The following is a 21806-nucleotide window of genomic DNA, read 5'->3' on the forward strand; positions in this document are numbered from 1 at the left end:
TACCCCTTGACAGAGCGATAGTTACCGATCTATCGTGAACACATCGCGATACGACGAAGACGATCAGGTCAGACCGATCGCGAGCCGACTCAGCACGACGAAAGGACTCCTCATGCGCCCCTCGTATGACGACAACAGCAACACGTCCCCCCGCGACCAGCGCGGGTTCGGCCCGCGCGGCCCCCGCTTCGGCGGCGCGCGGCAGCACCACGGCGCCGGCTTCCCCGGCCGTGACCGCGGTGACCACGACCACGGCGGCCGCGGCTTCGGTGGCCGCGGGTTCGGCCCCGGCTTCGGCCCGGGCATGGGTTTCGGCCCCGGTTTCGGCGGGCCCGGCTTCGGCCGCGAACGCCGTCGCCGCGGTGACGTCCGCCTCGCGATCCTCGGTCTGCTGGCCGAGGGCCCGCAGAACGGGTACGCCGTCATCAAGACCATCGCCGAGCGCACCGGCGGTGCCTGGAAGCCGAGCCCCGGCTCGGTCTACCCGACGCTCCAGCAGCTCGTCGACGAAGACCTCGTGGTCTCGTCGGGCGACGGCCGCAAGACGCTCTTCGAGCTCACCGACGCCGGCAAGGCCGAGACCGAGGCCAAGGCCGACGAGATCGCCGCGGCACTCGACGGGGCCCCGGGCATCCCGGAGGCCCAGCGCGAGTTCTTCGAGGCGCTCCGGAAGACCATGGGCGTCCTGCAGATGTACCGCAGCACCGCGACCGAGGAACAGGCCAAGGCCGCCACGGCCAAGGTGGACCAGCTCCGCAAGGACCTGCTCCAGATCCTCGCCGACTGACGGACGTCACCCATGACGGACAGGAGGCCCGGTGCCAGCTGGCACCGGGCCTCCTGTCCGTCGTCGTGCGCCTACACCGCGTCGACGAAGGCCGCCACGTCCGCCAGTTCCGCCGTCGACACGGCGTGCGGCAGGCCCGCGTAGGTGCGGTCGGTCACGTCGGTGTGCGCTGCGGCCCACGCCTGCGTCCGGGCGGTGGCCTCGGGCGGGATCACCGGGTCGAGGTCGCCGTGCCCGAGGAACACCCGCGGCCGCACGGCCGACACGGCCTCGTCGCGGGAGTCCGTGACGCCGGGCACGACGAACCCCGACAGCGACACCGCGAACGCGAACGCCGCGGGCCGGGCGCGCAGGAGCTGGAGCGCCATCGAGCCGCCCTGCGAGAACCCGAGCAGCCCGATCCGCGGGTGATCGGCGGCGACGGAGTCGATCCAGTCGAGCACCTCGGCGGTCGCGGCGTCCACCGCCTCGGGCGCTGGGGAGCCGGGCGTGCCGAGCGGGTACCAGCTGAAGCCGGGCCCCCACGGCATCGGCGCCCGGAGCGACGCGACGGTCCAGGCGGGCGGCAGCGCGGGGGCGAGGCCGAGGAGATCGTGCTCATTCGACCCGACCCCGTGCATCGCCACGAGCAGGGGTGTGCTCCGCCGGTCCGAGGTACTCCGTGTCCACTGCACCAGGTCCGCATCGATCATGTGGACAACGCTAACCATCCCCAACTCCCGCGCCTTCCGCCGAACTCGCCGCCGTCCCTGGTAGACACGGTGCATGTCCTCGCTGCGCACCCCCGATCCCGACTCCGGCTGGCTGTCCGACGAGGAGCTCGCGAACGTCCGCCGTCGTCTGCCGCTCTGCTACGTCGAGGCGGTCCCCGTCCGCACCGACGGCCTCGGCGTCGTGACCGAGGTCGGCGTGCTGCTGCGTGTCTCCCCGAGCGGTTCGATCGCCCGCACCCTGGTGTCCGGCCGTGTGATGTTCGGCGAGTCGATCCGCACCGCGCTGTTCCGCCACCTCGAGAAGGACCTCGGGCCGATGGCGTTCCCGCAGCTGCCCTCGAGTCCGACGCCGTTCACCGTGGCCGAGTACTTCCCGCTGCCCGGCGCCTCGGTGTACACCGACGAGCGGCAGCACGCGATCTCGCTGGCGTACGTCGTCCCCGTCACGGGGACGTGCGAGCCCCGGCAGGACGCCCTCGAGCTCACGTGGATGACCCCGATGGAAGCCGCGTCCGACGCCGTCGCCGACGAGATGGAAGGCGGACGCGGCGCGCTGCTGCGGGCCGGTCTGGCATCGGTCGGCGCCCTGCACTAGCCCCGCGCACGACGAAGCCCGCGCACGACGGAGCCCCCGGATCCGATCGGATCCGGGGGCTCCGCAGCGCGGTTGCGAACCGGCTTCAGTGCTTGTCGTCCTTGAAGCTGTCGGCGACGCCGTGCGCGGCGTCCTTGACGTCGTTTACGCCCTGCTTCGCCGAGGCCTTGCCCTGGTCGGTCTGGCCTTCGGCCTTCAGGCGGTCGTTGTCGGTCGCGTTCCCGACGGCTTCCTTGACCTTGCCTGCCGCCTTCTCAGCGGCGTTCTTGATGTCATCGATGCCAGCCATAGGCACTCCTTCCAGAAGCGGACGTGTTCCCCGTCAGCCGCTTGCGCGGCATCCGGTGAAGCAGACCGTACGCCCGGTGGAGTACCCCACCCCCAGCCCCCGCCAAGGTTCGCCAGCACGCTCACGCAAAACACCGGTGTTCACGGATCACACCCCGGGATGCGGGGGTTCGAAACGTGAACACCGGTGTCTTGCGGGCATCGACGCGCTCAAGCCGAGCGGGTCAGACCGCGGGGGTCAAGCGCGCAGGTCAGTGGCGGTCGGCAGCGCCGGCCGGACGGGAGGCGCGGCGCGAGCCACCACGACGGTTGCCGCCCGACTCGTTGCCGGACCGACCCGCGGCGTAGCCGCCCTCGGACGACCAGACGGCCGACGAGCCGCCGCGCACGACGTCGCTGCTGCCTGAGCGACGGTTGCCGCCGCTGCGGCGACCACCGGTCGAACCGGCGGCCGCGGCACCGGAGCGCCCGGCACCCTCGGTCCGTGCGCCACGGGCCGGACGGCCCTGACGGCCCCCGGCCGAACCGGCGGACTCGCCAGCCGAACCGGAGCGCGCGGTCTGCGCCGCACCTCCCGACCGACCGCCGCGACCACGGCGACGACCGCCGCCGTCACCGGCGGACTCGGCCGAACGCTGCTTGGGCTGACGCTGCTGGGTGGGCTGCTCCTCGGCCACGTGGCGGATCGGAGCGACCTCGCCGACGAGCGCGGTGACGGCCGGGGAGGTCGCCGAGACGTGCTGCGGCGTGACCTTGATCGCGGCTGCACGCATCATCTGCGCGACGTCGCGACGCTCGGCGGGCATCGTCACCGTGACGACGTCACCGGACGAACCGGCACGCGCCGTGCGGCCCGAGCGGTGCAGGTACGCCTTGTGCTCGGTGGGCGGGTCGACGTGCACGACGAGCTCGACGTTGTCGACGTGCACACCGCGGGCGGCGACGTCGGTGGCGACGAGCACGAGGGCCTCACCGGAGGAGAACTTCGCGAGGTTGCGCTCACGGGCGCCCTGCGACAGGTTGCCCTGCAGGTCGACGGCCGGGATCCCCTGGCTGCTGAGCTGCTTGGCGAGGCGCTTGGCGTGGTGCTTCGTGCGCATGAAGAGGATGCGGCGACCGTTGCCCGAGGCGAGGGCGCTCACGAGGTGCTTCTTCGCGTCGGCGTCGGCGACCTCGAACAGGTGGTGGGTCATCGCCTCGACGGGGCTGTTCGCCTCGTCGACGGAGTGCATCACCGGGTTGTGCAGGAACTTCTTGACGAGCTTGTCCACGCCGTTGTCGAGCGTGGCGGAGAACAGCAGTCGCTGCCCGTTCTCGGGCGTCGCCTGCATGATCTTGGTGACGCCGGGCAGGAAGCCCATGTCGGCCATGTGGTCGGCCTCGTCGAGGACGGTGACCTCGATGTCGCCCAGGTTCACGTGACCCTGCTGCATCAGGTCGGCGAGGCGACCCGGGCAGGCGACCACGACGTCGACGCCGCCGCGCAGGGCGTCGACCTGACGACCCTGACCGACGCCACCGAAGATGGTCGTGGTGTTGAGGCCCATGGCCTTGGCGAGCGGGGCGAGGGCGACGTCGATCTGCGTCGCGAGCTCACGCGTCGGTGCGAGCACCAGGGCGCGGGGGCGGCCGGCGCGGCGCTTGCGGCCGCTGGCGGCGAGGCGGGCGACGAGCGGGATCGCGAAGGCGATGGTCTTGCCGGAGCCGGTGCGGCCGCGGCCGAGGACGTCCTTGCCCTGCAGGGAGTCCGGGAGGGTGTCCGCCTGGATGGGGAACGCCATGTCCTTGCCCTGGTCGGCGAGGACGGAGACCATCGGCGCGGGGACGCCGAGGTCGGAGAAACGGATGTCTTCGGTGGTCATGGTGACCTTTCGAGCCGGAGCAGTCCGGCTGTGGGCGCGCTCTGAGGCAGCGCGCGGGCGGGATGCGCGCCAACGGATGTGGCTGGCGCAGTCGCCGCAGCAGAGAAGCCTGGGCACCTTCGTGAGGTGCTCGATCATCGACCAGAGTCCGGAGACAGGTGGTCGGGAGTTCGGGGCGTCCGTACGACGCACGAGGCGATCGGCGCCTCGAGTACGACCAGCATAGCGTGCACATCCCCGGAACGACGAGGGCGGGGTCGTTCGCCCTGCGCGTGCGAGGATTCCGGGGTGCGCATGCGATCCGTCCTGTTGACCACCGCGATGGCCCTGGTGGCCGTCCTCGGCACCGCCGGCTGCGCCGAGGCCGCCACGACCAGCGCGGCCGGGAGCTACCGCAACCTGCCGACCTCGGGCCGCGTGGACTACCAGCTCGGCGGCGGGTACACCCCGCCCTCCGGCGTGACGATCGTCGAGCGCGACAGCACCGACCGCCCGGCGAAGGGCAAGTACAACATCTGCTACGTCAACGGGTTCCAGACGCAGCCCGAGGCCGCCCGCACGTGGAAGAAGTCGTACCCGTCGGCGATCCTCCGCGACCGCGCGGGCAAGCCGGTCTCGGACCCGGGATGGCCGGACGAGATGCTCCTCGACACCCGGACCGCGGCCAAGCGTGCCCTGATCACGAAGGTGCTCGCGAAGACCGTCGCCCGCTGCGGTGACCGCGGGTTCGACGCGGTGGAGTTCGACAACCTCGACTCGTGGACCCGGAGCGGCAAGCGGCTCACCCGTGCCGGCAACCTGGCGCTCGCGAAGTCGCTCGTCGCCAAGGGGCACCGGCACGGCCTGGCCGTCGGGCAGAAGAACACGCCGCAGCTCGGGGCGTCCGGCCGGAAGCAGACCGGGTTCGACTTCGTCGTCGCCGAGGAGTGCGTGCAGTACCGGGAGTGCGCCGCGTACACGAAGGCCTACGGCAAGCGGGTCATCGACGTGGAGTACGCGGACACCCTCGAGCGCTCGTGGGGGTCGGTGTGCGGGCTGAAGAGCCGTCCGGCCATGACGATCCTGCGCGACCGCGACCTGGTGACCCCGAAGGACGACGCGTACGTGTACGAGCACTGCTGAGCGCTCGAGACGTTCCTTCCCAGAACACCTGCGATGCCTGGTCGAATCGGGCGTACCGTGTCAGAACTTCCGACCGGGTACGCCCGGAACGACCAGGTACGCCCGGAAGCGCCAGCCCCGCCAGCGCTACGCCGGCCAGGCCTCGCGCAACGCGGTCGCGGCCTGGTCCGCCGACAGCCCCGCCGAGCGCGCCGCAGCGGCCAGGGCACGAGCGGCCTCGGCCACGGCGTCCGGCACCGCCGCCGGCCGCACCACCCGGGTACCGGCGCCCCGTGCGGTGTGCACGAGCCCGGCCTCCTCGAGCAGCTGGTAGGCCTTCGCGACGGTGCCGGCGGCGAGCCCGAGCTCGTCCGCCAGCCCACGGACGCTCGGCAGCCGTTCGCCGTCCACCAGGTACCCGGCGGTGATCTGTGCGGCGATCTGCGATCGGACCTGCTCGAACGGCGGCACGCGGCCACCGACGTCGAGGGCGACGAGTCCTGTCATGCGTTCCACCCTAGAAGTCGTACTGCTCGCCGACGGGGATCGGGACCGGCACGGTGTTGCCCGGAGGCGCGAGCGGGCACGCCCACGCCGGGTCGTACGCGCACGACGGGTTGTAGGCGAAGTTGAAGTCGAGCACGAGCGACCCGAGGTCGTCGCCGCCCAGGTCCGAGCCCTTGATGGTGTCGAGCAGGTAGCGCCCGCCACCGTACGTGCCGCGGGCCTTGCCGGCGCTGGCGTCCTTGACGGGGACGAACACCCCGCCCGCGTAGCCGCCGTGCTTCCAGACGTCGAGGGTGCCGACTCCGGGGACCCGCACGAGGCCGAGCCGGTCGAAGTGGACGACACCGTCGGTGCCGGTCTCGAAGTCGAACTCGGCGGGCTCCGTGGCCTCGATGCGGACCTGGAACCGCCACGCCGGGTCGTAGTCCGGCACCGGCAGCGACTCGAAGTCGCGGGCGTCCTCGTCGAGCAGGGGCGACGCCGGGTGCTCCGCGAACATCGCGTCCCGCGTCTCGCGCCAGAGCGCGTGCGCCGTCTGGGGGTCCGGGGTGGCGCGGACGCGGCGGTACAGGTCGAACGTCATCCGCCGCCAATCCGTCGTCGCCAGCGTGCTGCGCACGCGGTCGTCGGTCGTCGGCTCCTGGGGGCGCGTCTGGCTCACGTGGTCGAGGCTACGCCCGCTCCGCGGTGGACGGGAGGCCCGACCCGCGTCGCGTCACTCGCCGTCGGTCCGCCAGGTGGGCGCGAGGGCGCGCATCCGGAACGCCCGCCACTGCCAGATGACCCACATGCCGGGCCACAGGGCGAGCCCGAGGACGGCCGGTCGCATCCGGTAGGTCAGGCGGTCGAGCAGCAGGGTCCGGCCACCCGGCGCGGGGACGACGGCCATCCGGTGCGACATCGTCATCCGCCCGAACAACCCGGACGTGCCGCCGCCGTTGTCGCGCTGCACGGGGACTCCCTGGACCTCGTACAGGTCGAGGTCGACGTGCGTGTCGCCGCTCGGCACCAGCCCGAACGCGTCCGCGGTGATCGGGTGCGGGTGCCCCGGCTCCCAGCGCTCCGGGAACCCCCGGGGGTCGCGCGAGCGGTACGCCAGGAACGGCTTCGTCACCGCCACCATCACGGACGGGGACAGCAGGGCATCGCGCACGGCCTCGACCGGCGCGTCGAGGACGATCCGGAGGCCGACGTGCATGGCGGTGACGCTACGCCCGCGGGCTGGACGGTGCGCCGTGGCGGTGCGAGACGACGCAGCGGGGACGCCTCAGGCGTGCCGGGCCGACCGGCGGCGGGACCCCTCGGCGCGGTCGTGCCGCCGGAGCCGCTCGGCCAGCGAGAGCCGCACGGCCGGCCACTCCGACGCGATCACCGAGAACACCACGGTGTCGCGCAGCGTGCCGTCACGGCCGATCGCGTGGTTCCGGAGCACGCCGTCCTGCTTCGCGCCGAGGCCCGCGATGGCCGCCCGGGACTGCAGGTTGTGCCAGTGGGTGCGGAACTCGACCGCGATGCACTGCCAGGCCTCGAACGCGTGCGACAGCATGAGCAGCTTCGACTCGGTGTTGATCCCCGAGCGCTGCGCGGACCGGGCCAGGAACGTGCTGCCGATCTCGACGTGGCGGTTGCCCGGGTCGATGTTCATGAAGGTCGTCGCACCCACCACCCGTCCGGTCGGGCGGTCCCGCACGGCGAAGGGCACCATGCGTCCGGCCTCGTGCTCGGCGAGCCGCCGGTCGATCTCGGCCTCGACCTGTGCCGGGGCGGGCACCGAGGTGTACCAGGTGCGCCACAGATCGCCGTCCGCGACCGCCGCCCGCAGGTCTTCCGCGTGCTCCTGCCCGAGGGGCTCGAGCGTCACACGGTCGCCGGTCAGGGTGGGTACGGGGGCGATCTCCATGACCATGCATCCTAGGGTCGCCGACCCTGGTGGAACCCGGTCGGACAGCGACCCTGTGGAGAGGGACAGCATCGCTCGGACGGCTATCGTGACGGACGTGGCAGAACGCACCCAGGAGAAGTACCAGGTCCGGTTCGCGTGGGGTCCCGGAGGTGCGGCACGGATCGCCCACGGCACCCACCTGCTCGTCTGGGTCGACGCCCTGCCGCCGACCCCCGACGCCGCAGCACAGCGGCGCGCGCTGCGGAACGTGACCGCCCAGCTGCCGCAGGGGCCGGAGGTCGTGCTCGGCCACCTCGGCAACGCGGCGGCGGTCGCGGAACGCGTGACGGGCCTCCAGGCCGCACGCGGTGACCGCTGCGTCGTCGCGATCGTGGCCGCCGGGCTGCACCACACCGCAGCCCTCGACGACGCGGCCGAGGCGGCGGGGGAGTCCGTCGACGTGGCCGACGCACCCGACTTCGCCGTCGAGGACCTGCTCGCCGCCGGAGCCGTCGTCGACGCGCTCACCGAGGTCGGCATCGACCACACCTCACCCGAGGCCGCTGCGGCCTGCGCGGCGTACACGGGGCTGCGCCGTGCCGTGAAGCACCTGGTCAGCGCGTCCGAGGGAGCCGCCGTCCTGAGCCGTGACGACGTGCACGCGGCGCTCGCCGCGGGCCCCGACCTGCCCGTCCTGCGGGAATCGGGGGAGCGCGCGTAGCGTTCGCCCCGTCACGGAACCAGCGAGCGAAGGAGCAACGCCATGAAGGCAGTCGTCGGCGACACGGTGATCGCGGAGGCCCCCGAAGAGGACCTCATCAAGATCGAGGGCAACTGGTACTTCCCGCCGTCGAGCGTGAAGACCGAGCTCTTCACCGAGAGCCCCACCCAGTACCACTGCCCGTGGAAGGGCGACACCCAGTACTTCACGGTGAACGTCGACGGACAGGCGCTGCAGGACCGCGCGTGGTCGTACCCGACGCCGATCCCGTCGTCGTTCGACCGCGTCGGCAAGGACTACTCGGGCTACGTCGCGTTCTGGAAGGACGTCCAGGTCGTCGACTGACGACCGGTCGCCCCCTGACCGGCTGCGACTCAGCCGGTCAGGGTGAGCACGACCAGCGCGACGTTGAGCGCCACGATGACCGCCGCGATCACCCACGCCACCACGCGGGTGGTCGCGGCGTTCACGTCGGTCCCCATCACGCTCCGTCGCGACGTGTAGACCACCAGGGGCACGATCGCGAAGGCGATCCCGAAGCTCAGCACCACCTGGCTGACGACGAGCAGCATCGTCGCGTCGATGTTCAGCGCGAGCAGCACGATCGCCGGCACCAGGGTGATCGCGCGCCGGGCCACGAGCGGGATCCGCACGTGCAGCAGGCCCTGCATGATCTCCGCGCCGGCCATGCAGCCCACTGAGGTCGAGGCCAGGCCGGACGCGAGCAGGCCCACGGCGAAGAGCACCCCGACGACCGGGCCGACGTTCTCGGCGATGGCGCGCTGCGCACCGGGGATGGAGTCGGTGCCCTCGACGCCCGGCAGGGTGGCTGCCGCGAGGACGAGCATCGCGATGTTCACCCCGCCCGCGACGATCAGCGCGAGGCCGACGTCCCACCGGGTCGCGACGAGCACCCGGCGACGCTCCGGCCCGGCGGGGACGTCCCCGTGGCGGTCCCGGGCGAGCGCCGAGTGCAGGTACACCGCGTGCGGCATCACGGTCGCGCCGAGCATCGAGGCCGCCAGCAGCACCGACCCGGAGCCCTCGAACCGCGGCACGAGCCCGGCGACCAGGTCTGCCGGAGACACCCGGGCGAACAGCAGCCCGGCACAGAAGCCCACCGTCAGGATCGCGAGCATCGCCGTCACCACGGTCTCGAACAGGCGCGTGCCCCGGCGGCTGTGCAGGGTCAGCAGGAGCATCGAGACGAGCCCGGTGATGATCCCGCCGACCACGAGCGGCAGACCGAAGAGCAGGTAGAGCGCCAGCGCGCCGCCGATGACCTCGGCGATGTCGGTCGCGGCGGCGACGATCTCGGCCTGGCCCCAGAACAGCAGGCGCGGGGCGCGCCGCATCCGCAGGCCGAGGTGCTCGGGCAGCGACTTCCCCGTCACCACCCCGAGCTTGGCGGACAGGTACTGCACCACCACGGCGCTGGCGTTCGCGGCCACCAGCACCCAGAGCAGCAGGTACCCGTACTCGGCGCCGGCGGTCAGGTTGGCGGCGACGTTGCCCGGGTCGACGTACGCGATGGCCGCGACGAAGGCCGGTCCGAGCAGGGTGAGCCCGGCTGCGCGGCGACGCGGGGCACCGGATGGGTGCTCGTCGAGCCGGGGGCTGGCAGTGTCGGTCATGCACCGATCCTGCCAGAGAATTCGGCGTGCCGAATCTTTTTCTTCGACGTGTCGTGGTGCTCGCCGGACGCCGCTCGTGCGTGCGTGTTTCGGGTGGTCGCGATCAGTCGGCTGAGCCGCCGTCGGGCGACGGTTGGTGACCGCTCGGCGGGGGTGCGCGGGGTGTCGTGGCCGCTCGCGGAAGGCGGACGGGAGGCCCGTGGCGGCGCGGCCACGCGCCTCCTGGCCGCTCGGTTGGTCGCGACTCGTCGCTTGCGTTGCGTCCGGTGGTCACGAACTGTCGGCTGAGGCGCCGTCGGGCGACGGTTGGTGACCGCTCGGCGGAGGTGCGCGGGGTGTCGTGACCGCTCGTGCTCAGCTCGTCGTCACTCCGCGGCGCGGCGAGCGCGGTGCGCACGGACCTTCGCCCGGTTGCCGCACCGCTGCATCGAGCACCAGCGCCGCGTCCCACCGCGCGACGAGTCGTAGAACACCAGGCCGCAGTCCTCGGCCGAGCACCGGCTCAGCCGGGTCGGCCGGCCGTCGGCCTCGACGTCGTCGAAGCCGACCTCGGTGAAGAGCGCGACGGCATCGCGCGCCACGCTCGACAGGGCCTGCGCCAGGCGGACCCGGTTGGCTCCGGCGCGGCGTCGGCCACCCGGGAGGCTCGGGGGCACGTCCGGCAGGGCGGCGAACAGGTTGACGGTGTCGATGTCGTCGGGCGCGGGGCGCGTGCGGCCGGCGCCGGCACGCAGGCCCGCTGCCACGGCGGTGCGTTCCGCGGCGGTGCTCGCCGGCGCGGGGGCGGCGGCCACGGCGAGTCGGGCGATCGCGGCACGCAGGGCCCGGGCGTCCTGCAGCTCGCGGGCGCTGGCGCCGACGTCGATCGGCTCGGTGTGCTCGCTGAGCCACTCGTCCAGGTCGGCCGGGCTCGCGAGCAGCTCCCCGAGCTGCGACCGCGGTCGGCGTCCGGTGGGGTCGTCGGCGAAGCCACCCGTGTGCGCGAAGTCGAGCGCGATCCGTCCGGCGTCGAAGAACCAGGAGGAACCGGCGTCCGTGCGGATGTGCTGCCCCGTGTGCATCCGCCCAGGCTAACGGGTTACCGGCGCGCCTCCGTGCGTCGGGACCCTCATGCGGTAGTCGACGCCATCGTGGCCGCGTCGTCGTCCGCGGTCCGGCGCCGCCAGGTGATGACGTTCCGGGCATCGAACCGCCGGGAACAACGGGCACAGGCCAGGGGACGGGTGGGCGTGCGGTACCGGAAGTGCTCGTGCCCCGCGGGGCAGGTGCCGATCCAGGGGGCGAGCTCGCTGGCGATCGGCCCGTCGTGCAGCCGGGAGCCGGTGTACCCGATCGCCGCGGCCGTGCGCTTCCACTTCGGTCCGTGTGCCGCCCGGGCGCCGGCGAGTGCGTGCGCGACCTCGTGCAGCAGGACCTGCTCGACGTCGTCGTCGGAGAACCGGGTGGCCAGATGGCGGCTCACCGTGATCCGCTTCCGCGCGAAGTCGCACTGACCCGCGCGGGTCTTGGCGTGGTCGAAGCCGAACGCCCACGTGCCGGCACCGAGGTGTTCGGCGATGAGCGCTTCGGCGCGGAGCCGGACGGTCTCGAGCGCGGTCACTGCTCGGCGCGCGGGTCGGCCTGGCCCTTCTTCGCTGCCCGGGCCGCGATCCGGCCCCAGATGTCGTCGGCCTCGGTGCGTGCGGCGTCGGGTGCACCGAGCACGCGGCGGCGGATCGGCGGGACCTGCTTCACCGGCTCGGCGACGCGGGTGGTGGGTTCCTCGTCCTCGGCGCGGCGGGCGGCGACCTCGCGGGCGGTCCGTGGCTTGTCGGACGGTTCCGCCGGGTTGGTGATCGAGGCCCGCATGGCGGCCTCGACCGCGGTGCGCAGCGCGTCGGTGCGCTCGGACGGCGCGCCGGCCTGTCGGAAGGCCTGGTACGCCCGCGACAGTGCGGCGCGGGCCTCGTCGAATCGGTCGTTCTCGAACAGCGACCAGCCCTCGATCTCGGCTGCGGCGCCCTCGAGTTCGGGCCACTCCTCGGTGGCGGCGGTGTCGCGGGCCATGGCGGCCTCGGTGGCGGCGCGGTCGTGCCGCCCGAGGTCGTGCAGGACGTGCGCACGACGGATCCGTGCGGCGACCTTGTCCTGGCGCTCCCCGGTGAACATCGCCAGGCGGAACACCTCTTCGGCGATGACGAGCGACTCGTCCAGTCGACCGAGCAGGCGGAGGAGTTCGGCCCGTTCGGCGAGGGCGTCGGTGCTGCGGCTCTGGCCGAGGTCACGGAGCCGCTGGTGCACGGCGTCGACGTCGACCGCGGGTCGCAGGCTGATGGGCGCGAAGGTGCTGCCCGGGCTGACTCCGGCCGTCACGGGAGCCGCGTGGCGCGGTTCACGGGAACGGTCGGACAGGTCGGGCTGCTGGCGGTCGTCGGGCGGGAGGGACATCGGTTCGAGGGTAGCCGCGGTCTCCCGGGAGCGGTCGGTGCGACGCGCTCAGGTTGCGCGGGTGCGGCCGTGCACGCGTGCCGCCCGGGACGACGAACGGCCCGCCGTGCCGGAGCACGACGGGCCGTTCCGAGTGGTCGATCAGGAGTTGGCGGCCACCGCGGCGGCAGCGGCCACGCCGACGTAGGTGACCAGCGTCGCGATCGTGGCCACGACGGCCAGGATGATCGCGAAGATGCCCCAGCCGCGACCACGCTTGGTCACGGCGGCGATGATGCCCTGCACGAGCGCCCAGAGCCCGAGGATCGCGGCCACGCCGGCGATCACCGCACCGACCCCGATCTGCGAGATGACGGCCGGGTCGTTCATGAGCTGACGCTGCAGCTCCTGCTGGTCCGGGGTCGCACCGCTGCTCGGTACGAGGTTGTTGATCGCGTCGCTGTTGGCGAGCGCCGACCCCATCACGTACCCGCCGATGACGCCGATGACGAGCGCGGCGAGTCCGAGGAAGAACGCCACGACACCGAGGGTCTTCTTCTTGGGCTTCGGCTCGTCGTGGCTCTGCCAGGCCGGGGCACCGGCGTGCGCGGGCGCGGCGGCGTACGGCTGCTGGTCGTGGTGCTGGTCGTGGCGCTGCTGGTCGTTCCAGCTCGGCGTGCTCGACGGCTGGCCGTACTGCTGCTCGCCGTTCGGCTGGCCGTACTGCTGCTGGCCCTGCCCGTACTGCTGCCCGTACTGCTGCTGGCCCTGCCCGTACTGCTCGCCGTACTGCGGGGTCGAGGTCGGCGCCGGGTCCACCCGCTCGCCGTACCGCGGGGCCTCGGCGTCGGGCTGCTGCTGCGGGGCGTCGCCCCAGCGCGGCGCCTGGCCGTCGCCCGTCCGGTCCTGGTCGTTCCGGTCGTCGTTCGTCATCAGGGTTCCCATCGCTCGGTCGCGCACCTGCGCGGTCGTTCAGACCATCCTGACAGCCGGACCCGCCGAGTGCCCGAAGTCCGTCCCCGGCGGTGCCGCGCGGGCATCAGCCCCCGAACACGCTCCGGTTCGGCTCCGGCGACGCGACCGCCGTCTGGTCGGTGACGATCGGCGCCCCGGCGATGAACGCCTTGAGCTCCGCACCGTGCACGACCTTCGCCGGCATCGGGTCGGACGAGTACCGCCTCGGCATGTCCGCCACCGGCAGGTCGGTCGGCGACCCGAGCAGCACGATGTTCCCGAACCGCCGGCCCTTGAGCATGCCGGTGTCCGCGACCGCGGCGACCGACGGCAGCACCGACTGCAGCGTCGACGCCTGCCCGCGGGCGAAGGCCAACCCGGCACCGTCGGCCACGTTCACCGCGACGATGCCCGTCGGCGACAGGAACGCGGCGACCTCGCGGTAGAACTCGACGCTCGTCACGTGGGCGGGGATCTGCGAACCACCGAAGACGTCCACCACCGCCAGGTCCACGGTGCCGCGGAGTCCGGCGGGCAGCTTGCCGAGGACCTCCCGGGCGTCGCCGTACCGCACCCGGATCGAGGCGCCGCGGGGGAACGGCAGGGCCTCGCGCACGTGCTCGACCAGGTCGCGCTCGAGCTCGATCACCTGCTGCCGCGAACCCGGACGGGTCACCGCGACGTAGCGGGGCAGGGTGAGAGCGCCGGCGCCCAGGTGCAGTGCCGTGATCGGGCCGTCCGGCAGCAGGTCGATCGCGTGCCCGATCCGCCGGATGTACTCGAACGCCAGGTGGGTCGGGTCCTCGAGGTCCACGTGCGACTGCGGGGTGCCGTCCACCACCAGGGTGAAGGACCCCGGTCGGTGCCGGTCCGGCTCCACCACCGAGTACCCCGCACCGATCCGGAACCCGTCGAACGCATCAGCCATGCCGTCAATGGAACACCACCGCGATCACCACCCGCGTCCCCACCCCTGGTTGGTGTGCCCGCGGAGCACCTGGAACGAGGCTGATGTCACCGGTCGGAACACTCCGCCGGACCACCTCGAAAGGCTCACCATGTCGGTCCAGCTCCTCGCGAACGTGCTCATCGGCCTCGCCCTCGTCGGCCTCCTGGCGTACCGGCAGGCGACCTGGCGGTACCTCGACCCGGCGCGCATCTGGCGGGGACCGCTCGTGATGGCGATCGTCGGCGTGGTCGTCCTCGCACAGACCACGGCGACCGTCACCACCACCGACGTCGTGTTCCTCGGCCTCGAGGCCCTGCTCACCGTCGCCGTCGGCCTCGCGATGGGGGCCATGACCCGGTTCCGCACGGTCACGACGCCGGACGCCAAGGGCCGCACGCTGCAGTCCCGCACCGGGTGGCTCGGCGCCGCGCTCTGGATCGTCCTGATCGCCGCCCGCATCGGACTCGACGTCCTCGGCGGCCACCTCGGCGCACACCTGCTCACGTCGACCGGCACGATCCTGCTCGTGCTCGCCCTGAACCGCGCCGCCCGTGCCCTGGTCGTCGACCAGCGCATCCCCCGCGGCGGCGACCGGTCGGAGGCCGCCCGCCGCGGCATGATGGTGCGGTGAGCCTGCCGACCGACCCGGACCGGACCGACCCCGCCGGGGTCCGGTCCGCCTCGGTGCTCTCCTGGGGGCTCAACGCCGTCGGGATCGCCGTGGTCGCCTTCTGGTTCGTCCGGAACGGCCTCCTGCTCCACCACCCCGCGTGGGTCTGGGCCGTCGGGGCCGTGGCGCTCGCCGCCTGGGCCGTCCGCGAAGCGGCACGCACGCCCCTCGTCCTCGTCGCCGCAGCCGGCGTGATGATCGCAGCCGGATCGCTCGCAGTGGTGCCGACCGACTCGCTGCTGGTGGTCCCGGTGATCGTCGGGCTCGTCATCCTCGGCGCGGACCTGCGTCTGCCGGTCTGGACGGCCGCGGTCGCCGCGCTCGCCGCCGTCGTGGTGGTGGCCGTCACCGCGACGCTCGAGCAGACGTCGGTGCAGTTCGTCCTCGGCGTGAGCGGCGGGCTGCTGCTCGGCGTGCTCGTCGGCTTCAGCCGTCGGCAGGTCCGGATCACGACGGCGCAGGCTCGCGAGACCGAGCGGCAGCAGCAGCGCGCACGGCTCCTCGCCGACCGGTCCCGGGCGTCCCGGGACATCCACGACGTCCTCGCCCACTCGCTCGGCGGCCTGGTGCTGCAGCTCGACGCGGTCGAGGCCCTGCTCGAGGCCGGCCGCGTCGACGAGGCCACCCGCCGAGCCGGCGAGGCCCGCGCGCTGGCCGCGGACGGCCTGGCCGAGGCACGGCGTGCGGTGCACGCGCTCCGCGACGAACCGCAGCCCGGCCAGCCGGAGCCGACCCGTGCCTCCAGTCCGTCCGCCGACCACGCGTCGGGCCTGACGGCCCTGCTCGACGCGCACCGTTCGTTCGGCGGCGAGGTCGTCGTGCAGGGTGACGCGACCCTCGCGGTCTTCGACGACGCCCACCGTGCCGCCGTGGTCCAGGTCGTCCGGGAGGCCCTCAGCAACGCCCGCAGGCACGCTCCCGGCCGCCCCGTGTCCCTGTCCGTGATCCGTGACGGCGACGCCGTGGACGTCGTCGTGGCCAACCCGCTGCCGAGCGGCGGGCAGGGGGTGCTCGGGATGCGCGAACGGTTCGCGGAACTCGGCAGCGAGGCCACGGTGGAGGCCGAGCGTTCCGACGACGAGTTCGTCGTCGCCATGCACCTGCCCGTCGACGGCACGCGCGACGCGGACGCTACGGTCGCCGCCGAGGACGACCGCTCGTGACCATCCGGGTGCTCGTGGTCGACGACCAGGCCATCGTCCGCGACGGCCTGGTGACGGTGCTGTCGCTCGTGCCCGACCTGCAGGTCGTCGGGCAGGCGGCCGACGGTGCCGAGGCGATCGCCGCCGTCGACCGGCACGTGCCCGACGTCGTCCTGATGGACCTGCGGATGCCGGGGGTCGACGGGCCGACCGCCACCGCGCGGATCGTCGCCGAGCACCCCGGGGTCGCGGTCCTGGTGCTGACGACCTACGCCGACGACGACTCCATCACCACCGCGCTGCGGGCGGGAGCCCGCGGCTACCTGACGAAGGACGCCGGACGGGCGGAGATCGCGACCGCGGTGCGTGCGGTGGCCGCCGGGCAGTCGACCTTCGACGCGACCGTGGGGGCGCGGCTGGTGGCGCGCCTCGCCGGTGGTGCCGGTGCCGGTGCCGGTGTCGCTGCTGGTTCCGCGGCGCCTGTGTCACCCGATCCCGATCCCGGTCCGTCGCTCGGTGCTCGGTTCCCGGACCTCACCCCGCGCGAAGTGGACGTCCTCGAGCGGATCGCGGACGGCCGGACGAACCCGCAGATCGCCGCCGAGCTGTTCCTGACGGTGCCCACCGTGAAGTCGTACGTGAACCAGGTGTTCGCGAAGCTCGGGGTCCGGACCCGGGCCGAGGCCGTCGCCCGCGTCCTGCGCTGACCGTCCGCAGCACCCCGTCGTCCCCGGGCGACGCACTGCGGACACGTGAATGCGTACACATGGACGACCAGCGGACGCCAAGACTCGTTGCGTACCGTTGACGCCTGTCGTCACGACGCCAGAGCGTCGATGCGTGTGTGCCCCACACTCCACGCGTCCGCCCGGACACCGTGACCACGACGTGCCCGTGAGCGCCCCCACCGCTCGAGCGTGCGCGCCGTCGGCGTGCTGCTGCGCGCCACCCCTCCGGCCACCCGCGCGCGCTGGCCGTCGAACGCACCGCACCCGATGACGAGTGCACCACTGCTGATCCGCCGCAGGAGACCTCCGTCATGACCGCCGACACCATGAGCGTGCCCACCGCACGCCTCGCCACCCCGGACACGCGCCGGTCCGGGACCCGACCCACCCGGGTGATCCGGGCCTCCCGGCCGTCCCGTGCCGCCCATCCGTCCAGCGCCGCCCTGCCGTTCCGCGCCGCCCTGCCGTTCCACGCCGACCGCGAGACCGCACCCACCTGGATGCGGGTCGTCGGCACGGCGCTGCTCCTCGGCGGCGCCGGGCTGTCCGCCGCCGTGCTCGGCTGGCCCGGGGACGCGCCGGAGGTCGCCCTGCTGGTGCCGGCCCTGCTCGCCGTCGCCCTCGGGTCGCTGCTCCTGCTCGCCCGGGCCGGGTTCACCGTCACCGAGCGGCACGTGACCCTGCACTTCCGTCCGCTCCCGCCGCGGCGCATCCCGCGCCGGCGGATCACCGACGTCCGCCTCGTCGAGGCGGACGCGGCCACATACGGCGGTGTCGGCCTGCGGATCCGCCGCGGCGAGCGTGCGCTCATCCTCACGCCGGGGCTCGGGATCGAACTCACGGACGACCGGGGCCGGGTCACGTTCGTCCGCACGCGTCGACCGGAGGACGCGTTCCGTGCGCTGGCCGGACTGCCGGGAGGCGCGGATCGCGTCGAGCGCGAGCGTCTGGGTTGATCAGAGCCCGGCTGAGCAGGGGAATGGAAGCGGCGTGTGGCGGCTTATACACGCCACTGCCGAATCCGGTCAAGCCGGGACTGGACAGCGCGCCACGGAGCGAACTATGATGACAGTTCGCGCTCCCTGGCATCCGTGTCGTCATATTGCGGTCGACGCAGAGTTCTGAGACAGAAACTCATCTCGCCCTGGTGCAGCCGGACCCGTATATGGCGGCGGGTACCGCTCACGGAGATCATCCCACACGTGCACCGACGTTCCGCGTCAAGGCACGCGTCGGCGTGGTCGCAGGGCTTGCATCTCAGGGTTCGCCGAGCGATCAATCCACTCACCTACACACTGCTCGTCAGTGTCGGCCCGACGGGGCCTACCGGAGGTCACACCCTTGGCTGCTGCGCCCAACGCATCCACCAACCCCAAGAACGGTCGCAACCACTCGCGACTCTCGTTCGCCAAGATCACGGACACCCTCACGGTTCCTGATCTGCTCGCACTCCAGACGGAGAGCTTCGACTGGCTCGTCGGCAACGACGTCTGGAAGGCCCGCCTCGCCGAAGGGCAGGAGCAGGGTCGTACCGACCTCGCGCTGCACTCGGGGCTCGAGGAGATCTTCGAGGAGATCTCCCCGATCGAGGACCTCGGCGAGACCATGCAGCTCTCGTTCACCGCGCCGGAGCTCGAAGACCCGAAGTACTCGATCGACGACTGCAAGGAGCGCGGCAAGACCTACGCCGCTCCGCTGTACGTCAACGCCGAGTTCATGAACCACATGACGGGTGAGATCAAGACGCAGACGGTCTTCATGGGCGACTTCCCGCTCATGACCGAACGCGGCACGTTCATCATCAACGGCACCGAGCGCGTCGTCGTGTCGCAGCTCGTCCGTTCGCCCGGCGTGTACTTCGAGCGCCAGCAGGAGAAGACCTCCGACAAGGACATCTACTCGGCGCGGATCATCCCGTCGCGTGGCGCCTGGCTCGAGTTCGAGATCGACAAGCGCGACCAGGTGGGCGTGCGCATCGACCGCAAGCGCAAGCAGTCCGTGACCGTCTTCCTCAAGGCCCTCGGCCTGACGAGCGAAGAGATCATGGACGAGTTCCAGGGCTTCGCGTCGATCGAGTCGACCCTCGAGAAGGACGCCGTCCTCACGAAGGAAGAGGCGCTCAAGGACATCTACCGCAAGCTCCGTCCCGGCGAGCAGGTCGCTGCCGAGGCCGCGCGTGCGCTCCTCGACAACTTCTACTTCAACCCGAAGCGCTACGACCTCGCGAAGGTCGGCCGCTACAAGGTCAACCGCAAGCTCGGCATGGACGCCCCGCTGTCCGACTCGGTGCTCACCGTCAAGGACATCGTCGCGACGATCAAGTACCTGGTGTCGCTGCACGCTGAGCGCACCACGATCGACGGCGTCCGTGACGGCGAGCCGGTGCAGCTGCGCCTCGACGTGGACGACATCGACCACTTCGGCAACCGTCGCATCCGCGCCGTCGGCGAGCTCATCCAGAACCAGGTCCGCACGGGTCTGTCCCGCATGGAGCGCGTCGTCCGCGAGCGCATGACCACGCAGGACATCGAGGCGATCACCCCCCAGACGCTCATCAACGTGCGTCCGGTCGTCGCCGCGATCAAGGAGTTCTTCGGAACGTCCCAGCTGTCGCAGTTCATGGACCAGAACAACCCGCTCGCGGGCCTGACGCACAAGCGTCGTCTCTCGGCCCTCGGCCCGGGTGGTCTGTCCCGTGAGCGTGCCGGCGTCGAGGTCCGTGACGTCCACCCGTCGCACTACGGCCGCATGTGCCCGATCGAGACCCCGGAAGGCCCGAACATCGGCCTGATCGGTTCGCTCGCGTCCTTCGGTCGGATCAACTCCTTCGGCTTCATCGAGACCCCGTACCGTCGCGTCGTCAACGGCGAGGTCACGAAGACCATCGACTACCTCACCGCTTCGGAAGAGGACGACTTCGTCGTCGCGCAGGCCAACGCCCCGCTGACGAACGACTTCCACTTCGCCGACGACAAGGTGCTCGTCCGCAAGAAGGGTGGCGAGGTCGAACTCGTCGCCAAGGACGAGGTCGACTACATGGACGTCTCCCCGCGCCAGATGGTGTCGGTCGCGACGTCGCTCATCCCGTTCCTCGAGCACGACGACGCGAACCGCGCCCTGATGGGTGCGAACATGCAGCGTCAGGCCGTCCCGCTGCTCCGTTCCGAGTCGCCGCTCGTCGGTACCGGTATGGAGGGCTACACGGCCATCGACGCCGGCGACGTCGTCACCGCCGACAAGGCCGGTGTCGTCTCCGAGGTCTCGGCCGACGCCGTCACCCTGCAGCTCGACGAGGGCGGCACGCAGACCTACTACCTGCGCAAGTTCGACCGCTCCAACCAGGGCACGAGCTACAACCACCGCGTCATCGTCTCCGCAGGCGAGCGCGTGGAGCAGGGCGAGGTCATCGCCGACGGTCCCGCGACGGAGAACGGCGAGCTCGCGCTCGGCAAGAACCTCCTCGTCGCGTTCATGCCGTGGGAGGGCTACAACTACGAGGACGCGATGATCCTGTCGCAGAACCTCATCAAGGACGACACGCTCTCCTCGATCCACATCGAGGAGTACGAGGTCGACGCCCGCGACACCAAGCTCGGCAAGGAGGAGATCACCCGTGACCTCCCCAACGTCAGCCCGGACCTGCTGGCCGACCTCGACGAGCGCGGCATCATCCGCATCGGTGCCGAGGTCCGCCCCGGCGACATCCTCGTCGGCAAGGTCACGCCGAAGGGCGAGACCGAGCTGAGCGCCGAGGAGCGTCTGCTCCGTGCCATCTTCAACGAGAAGTCGCGCGAAGTCCGCGACACCTCGCTCAAGGTGCCCCACGGTGAAGAGGGCACGATCATCGGCGTCAAGGTGTTCGACTCGCAGGACGGTGACGACGAACTCGGCTCTGGCGTCAACCAGCGCGTGGTCGTCTACATCGCCCAGAAGCGCAAGATCACCGCGGGTGACAAGCTCGCCGGTCGTCACGGCAACAAGGGCGTCATCTCGACCATCCTCCCGGTCGAGGACATGCCGTTCCTCGCCGACGGCACCCCCGTCGACATCGTCCTCAACCCGCTCGGCGTCCCCGGCCGCATGAACTTCGGCCAGGTGCTCGAGATCCACCTCGGGTGGCTCGCCAAGCAGGGCTGGAACGTCGAGGGCATCCAGGAATGGGCCGAGAACCTGCCGGAGGCAGCGCACAGCGCCGAGCCCGGCACCAAGGTCGCCACCCCGGTGTTCGACGGTGCGTACGAGCGTGAGATCGAGGGCCTCCTCGACTCGACCCTCCCGAACCGCGACGGCGAGCGCCTGATCGGCTCGTCCGGCAAGGCGCAGCTCTTCGACGGCCGCTCCGGCGAGCCGTTCCCGGAGCCCGTCTCGGTCGGCTACATGTACATCCTCAAGCTGCACCACCTGGTCGACGACAAGATCCACGCGCGTTCGACCGGTCCGTACTCGATGATCACGCAGCAGCCGCTGGGTGGTAAGGCGCAGTTCGGTGGACAGCGATTCGGTGAGATGGAGGTGTGGGCGCTCGAAGCGTACGGCGCCGCCTACGCCCTCCAGGAGCTCCTGACGATCAAGTCCGACGACATCCTCGGCCGCGTGAAGGTCTACGAGGCGATCGTCAAGGGCGAGAACATCCAGGAACCCGGCATCCCCGAGTCCTTCAAGGTCCTCATGAAGGAGATGCAGTCGCTCTGCCTGAACGTCGAGGTCCTCTCGGCCGACGGCCAGGCGGTCAGCCTGCGCGACAACGATGACGAGGTCTTCCGCGCTGCGGAGGAGCTGGGCATCAACATCTCCTCGCGGTTCGAGTCGTCCTCCGTCGACGACATCTGATCCCGCCCGTACATCGAAGCCTGAATCAGCAAGAGAG

The 21806-nt window shown here is 71.8% G+C and carries 23 protein-coding genes; 10 read left to right on the forward strand and 13 right to left on the reverse strand.

The window, feature by feature from the left end:
- Window positions 1-112 precede the first annotated feature (112 nt).
- Window positions 113-787, forward strand: a complete 675-nt coding sequence (locus DEJ12_RS02600; RefSeq protein WP_111028947.1) for a PadR family transcriptional regulator — start codon at window positions 113-115, stop codon at window positions 785-787.
- 71 nt (window positions 788-858) lie between these two features.
- On the opposite strand, the gene DEJ12_RS02605 is transcribed toward DEJ12_RS02600, so the two are convergent.
- Window positions 859-1479 (reverse strand): alpha/beta hydrolase, encoded by a 621-nt coding sequence (locus DEJ12_RS02605; RefSeq protein ID WP_111028948.1) that lies wholly within the window; start codon window positions 1477-1479, stop codon window positions 859-861.
- Window positions 1480-1552: 73 nt separating this feature from the next.
- On the opposite strand from DEJ12_RS02605, the gene DEJ12_RS02610 reads away from it, so the two are divergent.
- Entirely contained in the window at window positions 1553-2095 is a 543-nt protein-coding gene (locus DEJ12_RS02610) for an NUDIX hydrolase family protein (RefSeq protein WP_111028949.1), read from the forward strand.
- Between the two features lie 85 nt (window positions 2096-2180).
- On the opposite strand, the gene DEJ12_RS02615 is transcribed toward DEJ12_RS02610, so the two are convergent.
- Window positions 2181-2384, reverse strand: a complete 204-nt coding sequence (locus DEJ12_RS02615; protein WP_111028950.1) for a CsbD family protein — start codon at window positions 2382-2384, stop codon at window positions 2181-2183.
- Between the two features lie 250 nt (window positions 2385-2634).
- A complete protein-coding gene (locus DEJ12_RS02620; protein WP_111028951.1) occupies window positions 2635-4245 on the reverse strand; it encodes a DEAD/DEAH box helicase in 1611 nt (536 codons plus the stop codon).
- A gap of 294 nt (window positions 4246-4539) precedes the next feature.
- Here DEJ12_RS02620 and DEJ12_RS02625 point away from each other — a divergent pair, with 294 nt between their 5' ends.
- Complete coding sequence (locus DEJ12_RS02625; RefSeq protein ID WP_258370469.1) at window positions 4540-5367, forward strand: endo alpha-1,4 polygalactosaminidase; 828 nt, start codon at window positions 4540-4542, stop codon at window positions 5365-5367.
- Window positions 5368-5493: 126 nt separating this feature from the next.
- Here the strand turns inward: DEJ12_RS02625 and DEJ12_RS02630 are convergent, their stop codons facing one another.
- The 4 genes from DEJ12_RS02630 to DEJ12_RS02645 form a co-directional block, all read right to left on the reverse strand.
- Complete coding sequence (locus DEJ12_RS02630; RefSeq protein WP_035809483.1) at window positions 5494-5853, reverse strand: GntR family transcriptional regulator; 360 nt, start codon at window positions 5851-5853, stop codon at window positions 5494-5496.
- Window positions 5854-5863: 10 nt separating this feature from the next.
- Window positions 5864-6436 (reverse strand): DUF1684 domain-containing protein, encoded by a 573-nt coding sequence (locus tag DEJ12_RS02635; RefSeq protein ID WP_051597091.1) that lies wholly within the window; start codon window positions 6434-6436, stop codon window positions 5864-5866.
- A gap of 132 nt (window positions 6437-6568) precedes the next feature.
- A complete protein-coding gene (locus DEJ12_RS02640; protein ID WP_111028953.1) occupies window positions 6569-7051 on the reverse strand; it encodes a hypothetical protein in 483 nt (160 codons plus the stop codon).
- 69 nt (window positions 7052-7120) lie between these two features.
- Window positions 7121-7759: a GNAT family N-acetyltransferase gene (locus DEJ12_RS02645; RefSeq protein ID WP_071406184.1), complete on the reverse strand. Its 639-nt coding sequence runs from the start codon at window positions 7757-7759 to the stop codon at window positions 7121-7123.
- A 91-nt stretch (window positions 7760-7850) separates the two neighbouring features.
- On the opposite strand from DEJ12_RS02645, the gene DEJ12_RS02650 reads away from it, so the two are divergent.
- Both DEJ12_RS02650 and DEJ12_RS02655 read left to right on the forward strand, forming a co-directional pair.
- Window positions 7851-8456 carry a 2-phosphosulfolactate phosphatase gene (locus DEJ12_RS02650; protein WP_250892951.1) on the forward strand — a complete coding sequence of 202 codons (606 nt, stop codon included), beginning with the start codon at window positions 7851-7853 and terminating at the stop codon, window positions 8454-8456.
- A 42-nt stretch (window positions 8457-8498) separates the two neighbouring features.
- On the forward strand, window positions 8499-8801 hold the full coding sequence (locus DEJ12_RS02655) for a DUF427 domain-containing protein (protein WP_110859472.1): 303 nt from the start codon (window positions 8499-8501) through the stop codon (window positions 8799-8801).
- A gap of 29 nt (window positions 8802-8830) precedes the next feature.
- Here the strand turns inward: DEJ12_RS02655 and DEJ12_RS02660 are convergent, their stop codons facing one another.
- From DEJ12_RS02660 to DEJ12_RS02685, 6 genes are all read right to left on the reverse strand, one after another.
- Window positions 8831-10090, reverse strand: a complete 1260-nt coding sequence (locus DEJ12_RS02660; RefSeq protein ID WP_111028954.1) for an Nramp family divalent metal transporter — start codon at window positions 10088-10090, stop codon at window positions 8831-8833.
- A 365-nt stretch (window positions 10091-10455) separates the two neighbouring features.
- A complete protein-coding gene (locus DEJ12_RS02665) occupies window positions 10456-11151 on the reverse strand; it encodes a CGNR zinc finger domain-containing protein (RefSeq protein WP_027466753.1) in 696 nt (231 codons plus the stop codon).
- A 47-nt stretch (window positions 11152-11198) separates the two neighbouring features.
- Complete coding sequence (locus tag DEJ12_RS02670; RefSeq protein ID WP_111023268.1) at window positions 11199-11690, reverse strand: SprT-like domain-containing protein; 492 nt, start codon at window positions 11688-11690, stop codon at window positions 11199-11201.
- Complete coding sequence (locus tag DEJ12_RS02675; protein ID WP_071406181.1) at window positions 11687-12517, reverse strand: hypothetical protein; 831 nt, start codon at window positions 12515-12517, stop codon at window positions 11687-11689. Before DEJ12_RS02675 ends, DEJ12_RS02670 begins: the two co-directional genes overlap by 4 nt.
- A gap of 141 nt (window positions 12518-12658) precedes the next feature.
- Complete coding sequence (locus tag DEJ12_RS02680) at window positions 12659-13429, reverse strand: DUF308 domain-containing protein (RefSeq protein ID WP_146244987.1); 771 nt, start codon at window positions 13427-13429, stop codon at window positions 12659-12661.
- Window positions 13430-13535: 106 nt separating this feature from the next.
- Entirely contained in the window at window positions 13536-14378 is an 843-nt protein-coding gene (locus DEJ12_RS02685; RefSeq protein WP_110863235.1) for a spermidine synthase, read from the reverse strand.
- 130 nt (window positions 14379-14508) lie between these two features.
- On the opposite strand from DEJ12_RS02685, the gene DEJ12_RS02690 reads away from it, so the two are divergent.
- The 5 genes from DEJ12_RS02690 (at window position 14509) to rpoB (ending at window position 21769) form a co-directional block, all read left to right on the forward strand.
- Complete coding sequence (locus tag DEJ12_RS02690) at window positions 14509-15030, forward strand: hypothetical protein (RefSeq protein WP_111028956.1); 522 nt, start codon at window positions 14509-14511, stop codon at window positions 15028-15030.
- Window positions 15027-16232 (forward strand): sensor histidine kinase, encoded by a 1206-nt coding sequence (locus DEJ12_RS02695; protein WP_111028957.1) that lies wholly within the window; start codon window positions 15027-15029, stop codon window positions 16230-16232. The genes DEJ12_RS02690 and DEJ12_RS02695 overlap by 4 nt, the downstream gene beginning before the upstream one ends.
- Entirely contained in the window at window positions 16229-16918 is a 690-nt protein-coding gene (locus DEJ12_RS02700; RefSeq protein WP_111028958.1) for a response regulator transcription factor, read from the forward strand. Before DEJ12_RS02695 ends, DEJ12_RS02700 begins: the two co-directional genes overlap by 4 nt.
- 332 nt (window positions 16919-17250) lie before the next feature.
- Window positions 17251-17895, forward strand: a complete 645-nt coding sequence (locus DEJ12_RS02705) for a hypothetical protein (RefSeq protein ID WP_111028959.1) — start codon at window positions 17251-17253, stop codon at window positions 17893-17895.
- A 385-nt stretch (window positions 17896-18280) separates the two neighbouring features.
- Window positions 18281-21769 (forward strand): DNA-directed RNA polymerase subunit beta, encoded by a 3489-nt coding sequence (rpoB, locus tag DEJ12_RS02710; RefSeq protein WP_111028960.1) that lies wholly within the window; start codon window positions 18281-18283, stop codon window positions 21767-21769.
- Window positions 21770-21806: the final 37 nt, after the last annotated feature.

It is taken from the genome of Curtobacterium sp. MCLR17_059 (assembly GCF_003234665.1).
GTDB classification, from domain to species: domain Bacteria; phylum Actinomycetota; class Actinomycetes; order Actinomycetales; family Microbacteriaceae; genus Curtobacterium; species Curtobacterium flaccumfaciens.

What these genes read in the sequence shown, in the direction of transcription:
- DEJ12_RS02625 (WP_258370469.1), top strand. Translation starts at nt 4,540, where the DNA reads ATGCGATCCGTCCTGTTGACCACCGCGATGGCCCTGGTGGCCGTCCTC.
- DEJ12_RS02655 (WP_110859472.1), top strand. Translation starts at nt 8,499, where the DNA reads ATGAAGGCAGTCGTCGGCGACACGGTGATCGCGGAGGCCCCCGAAGAG.
- DEJ12_RS02610 (WP_111028949.1), top strand. Translation starts at nt 1,553, where the DNA reads ATGTCCTCGCTGCGCACCCCCGATCCCGACTCCGGCTGGCTGTCCGAC.
- DEJ12_RS02630 (WP_035809483.1), bottom strand. Translation starts at nt 5,853, where the DNA reads ATGACAGGACTCGTCGCCCTCGACGTCGGTGGCCGCGTGCCGCCGTTC.
- DEJ12_RS02640 (WP_111028953.1), bottom strand. Translation starts at nt 7,051, where the DNA reads ATGCACGTCGGCCTCCGGATCGTCCTCGACGCGCCGGTCGAGGCCGTG.
- DEJ12_RS02690 (WP_111028956.1), top strand. Translation starts at nt 14,509, where the DNA reads ATGTCGGTCCAGCTCCTCGCGAACGTGCTCATCGGCCTCGCCCTCGTC.
- DEJ12_RS02635 (WP_051597091.1), bottom strand. Translation starts at nt 6,436, where the DNA reads ATGACGTTCGACCTGTACCGCCGCGTCCGCGCCACCCCGGACCCCCAG.
- DEJ12_RS02620 (WP_111028951.1), bottom strand. Translation starts at nt 4,245, where the DNA reads ATGACCACCGAAGACATCCGTTTCTCCGACCTCGGCGTCCCCGCGCCG.
- DEJ12_RS02665 (WP_027466753.1), bottom strand. Translation starts at nt 11,151, where the DNA reads ATGCACACGGGGCAGCACATCCGCACGGACGCCGGTTCCTCCTGGTTC.
- DEJ12_RS02615 (WP_111028950.1), bottom strand. Translation starts at nt 2,384, where the DNA reads ATGGCTGGCATCGATGACATCAAGAACGCCGCTGAGAAGGCGGCAGGC.
- DEJ12_RS02705 (WP_111028959.1), top strand. Translation starts at nt 17,251, where the DNA reads ATGACCGCCGACACCATGAGCGTGCCCACCGCACGCCTCGCCACCCCG.
- DEJ12_RS02685 (WP_110863235.1), bottom strand. Translation starts at nt 14,378, where the DNA reads ATGGCTGATGCGTTCGACGGGTTCCGGATCGGTGCGGGGTACTCGGTG.
- DEJ12_RS02645 (WP_071406184.1), bottom strand. Translation starts at nt 7,759, where the DNA reads ATGGTCATGGAGATCGCCCCCGTACCCACCCTGACCGGCGACCGTGTG.
- DEJ12_RS02680 (WP_146244987.1), bottom strand. Translation starts at nt 13,429, where the DNA reads ATGACGAACGACGACCGGAACGACCAGGACCGGACGGGCGACGGCCAG.
- DEJ12_RS02675 (WP_071406181.1), bottom strand. Translation starts at nt 12,517, where the DNA reads ATGTCCCTCCCGCCCGACGACCGCCAGCAGCCCGACCTGTCCGACCGT.
- DEJ12_RS02660 (WP_111028954.1), bottom strand. Translation starts at nt 10,090, where the DNA reads ATGACCGACACTGCCAGCCCCCGGCTCGACGAGCACCCATCCGGTGCC.
- DEJ12_RS02605 (WP_111028948.1), bottom strand. Translation starts at nt 1,479, where the DNA reads ATGATCGATGCGGACCTGGTGCAGTGGACACGGAGTACCTCGGACCGG.
- DEJ12_RS02600 (WP_111028947.1), top strand. Translation starts at nt 113, where the DNA reads ATGCGCCCCTCGTATGACGACAACAGCAACACGTCCCCCCGCGACCAG.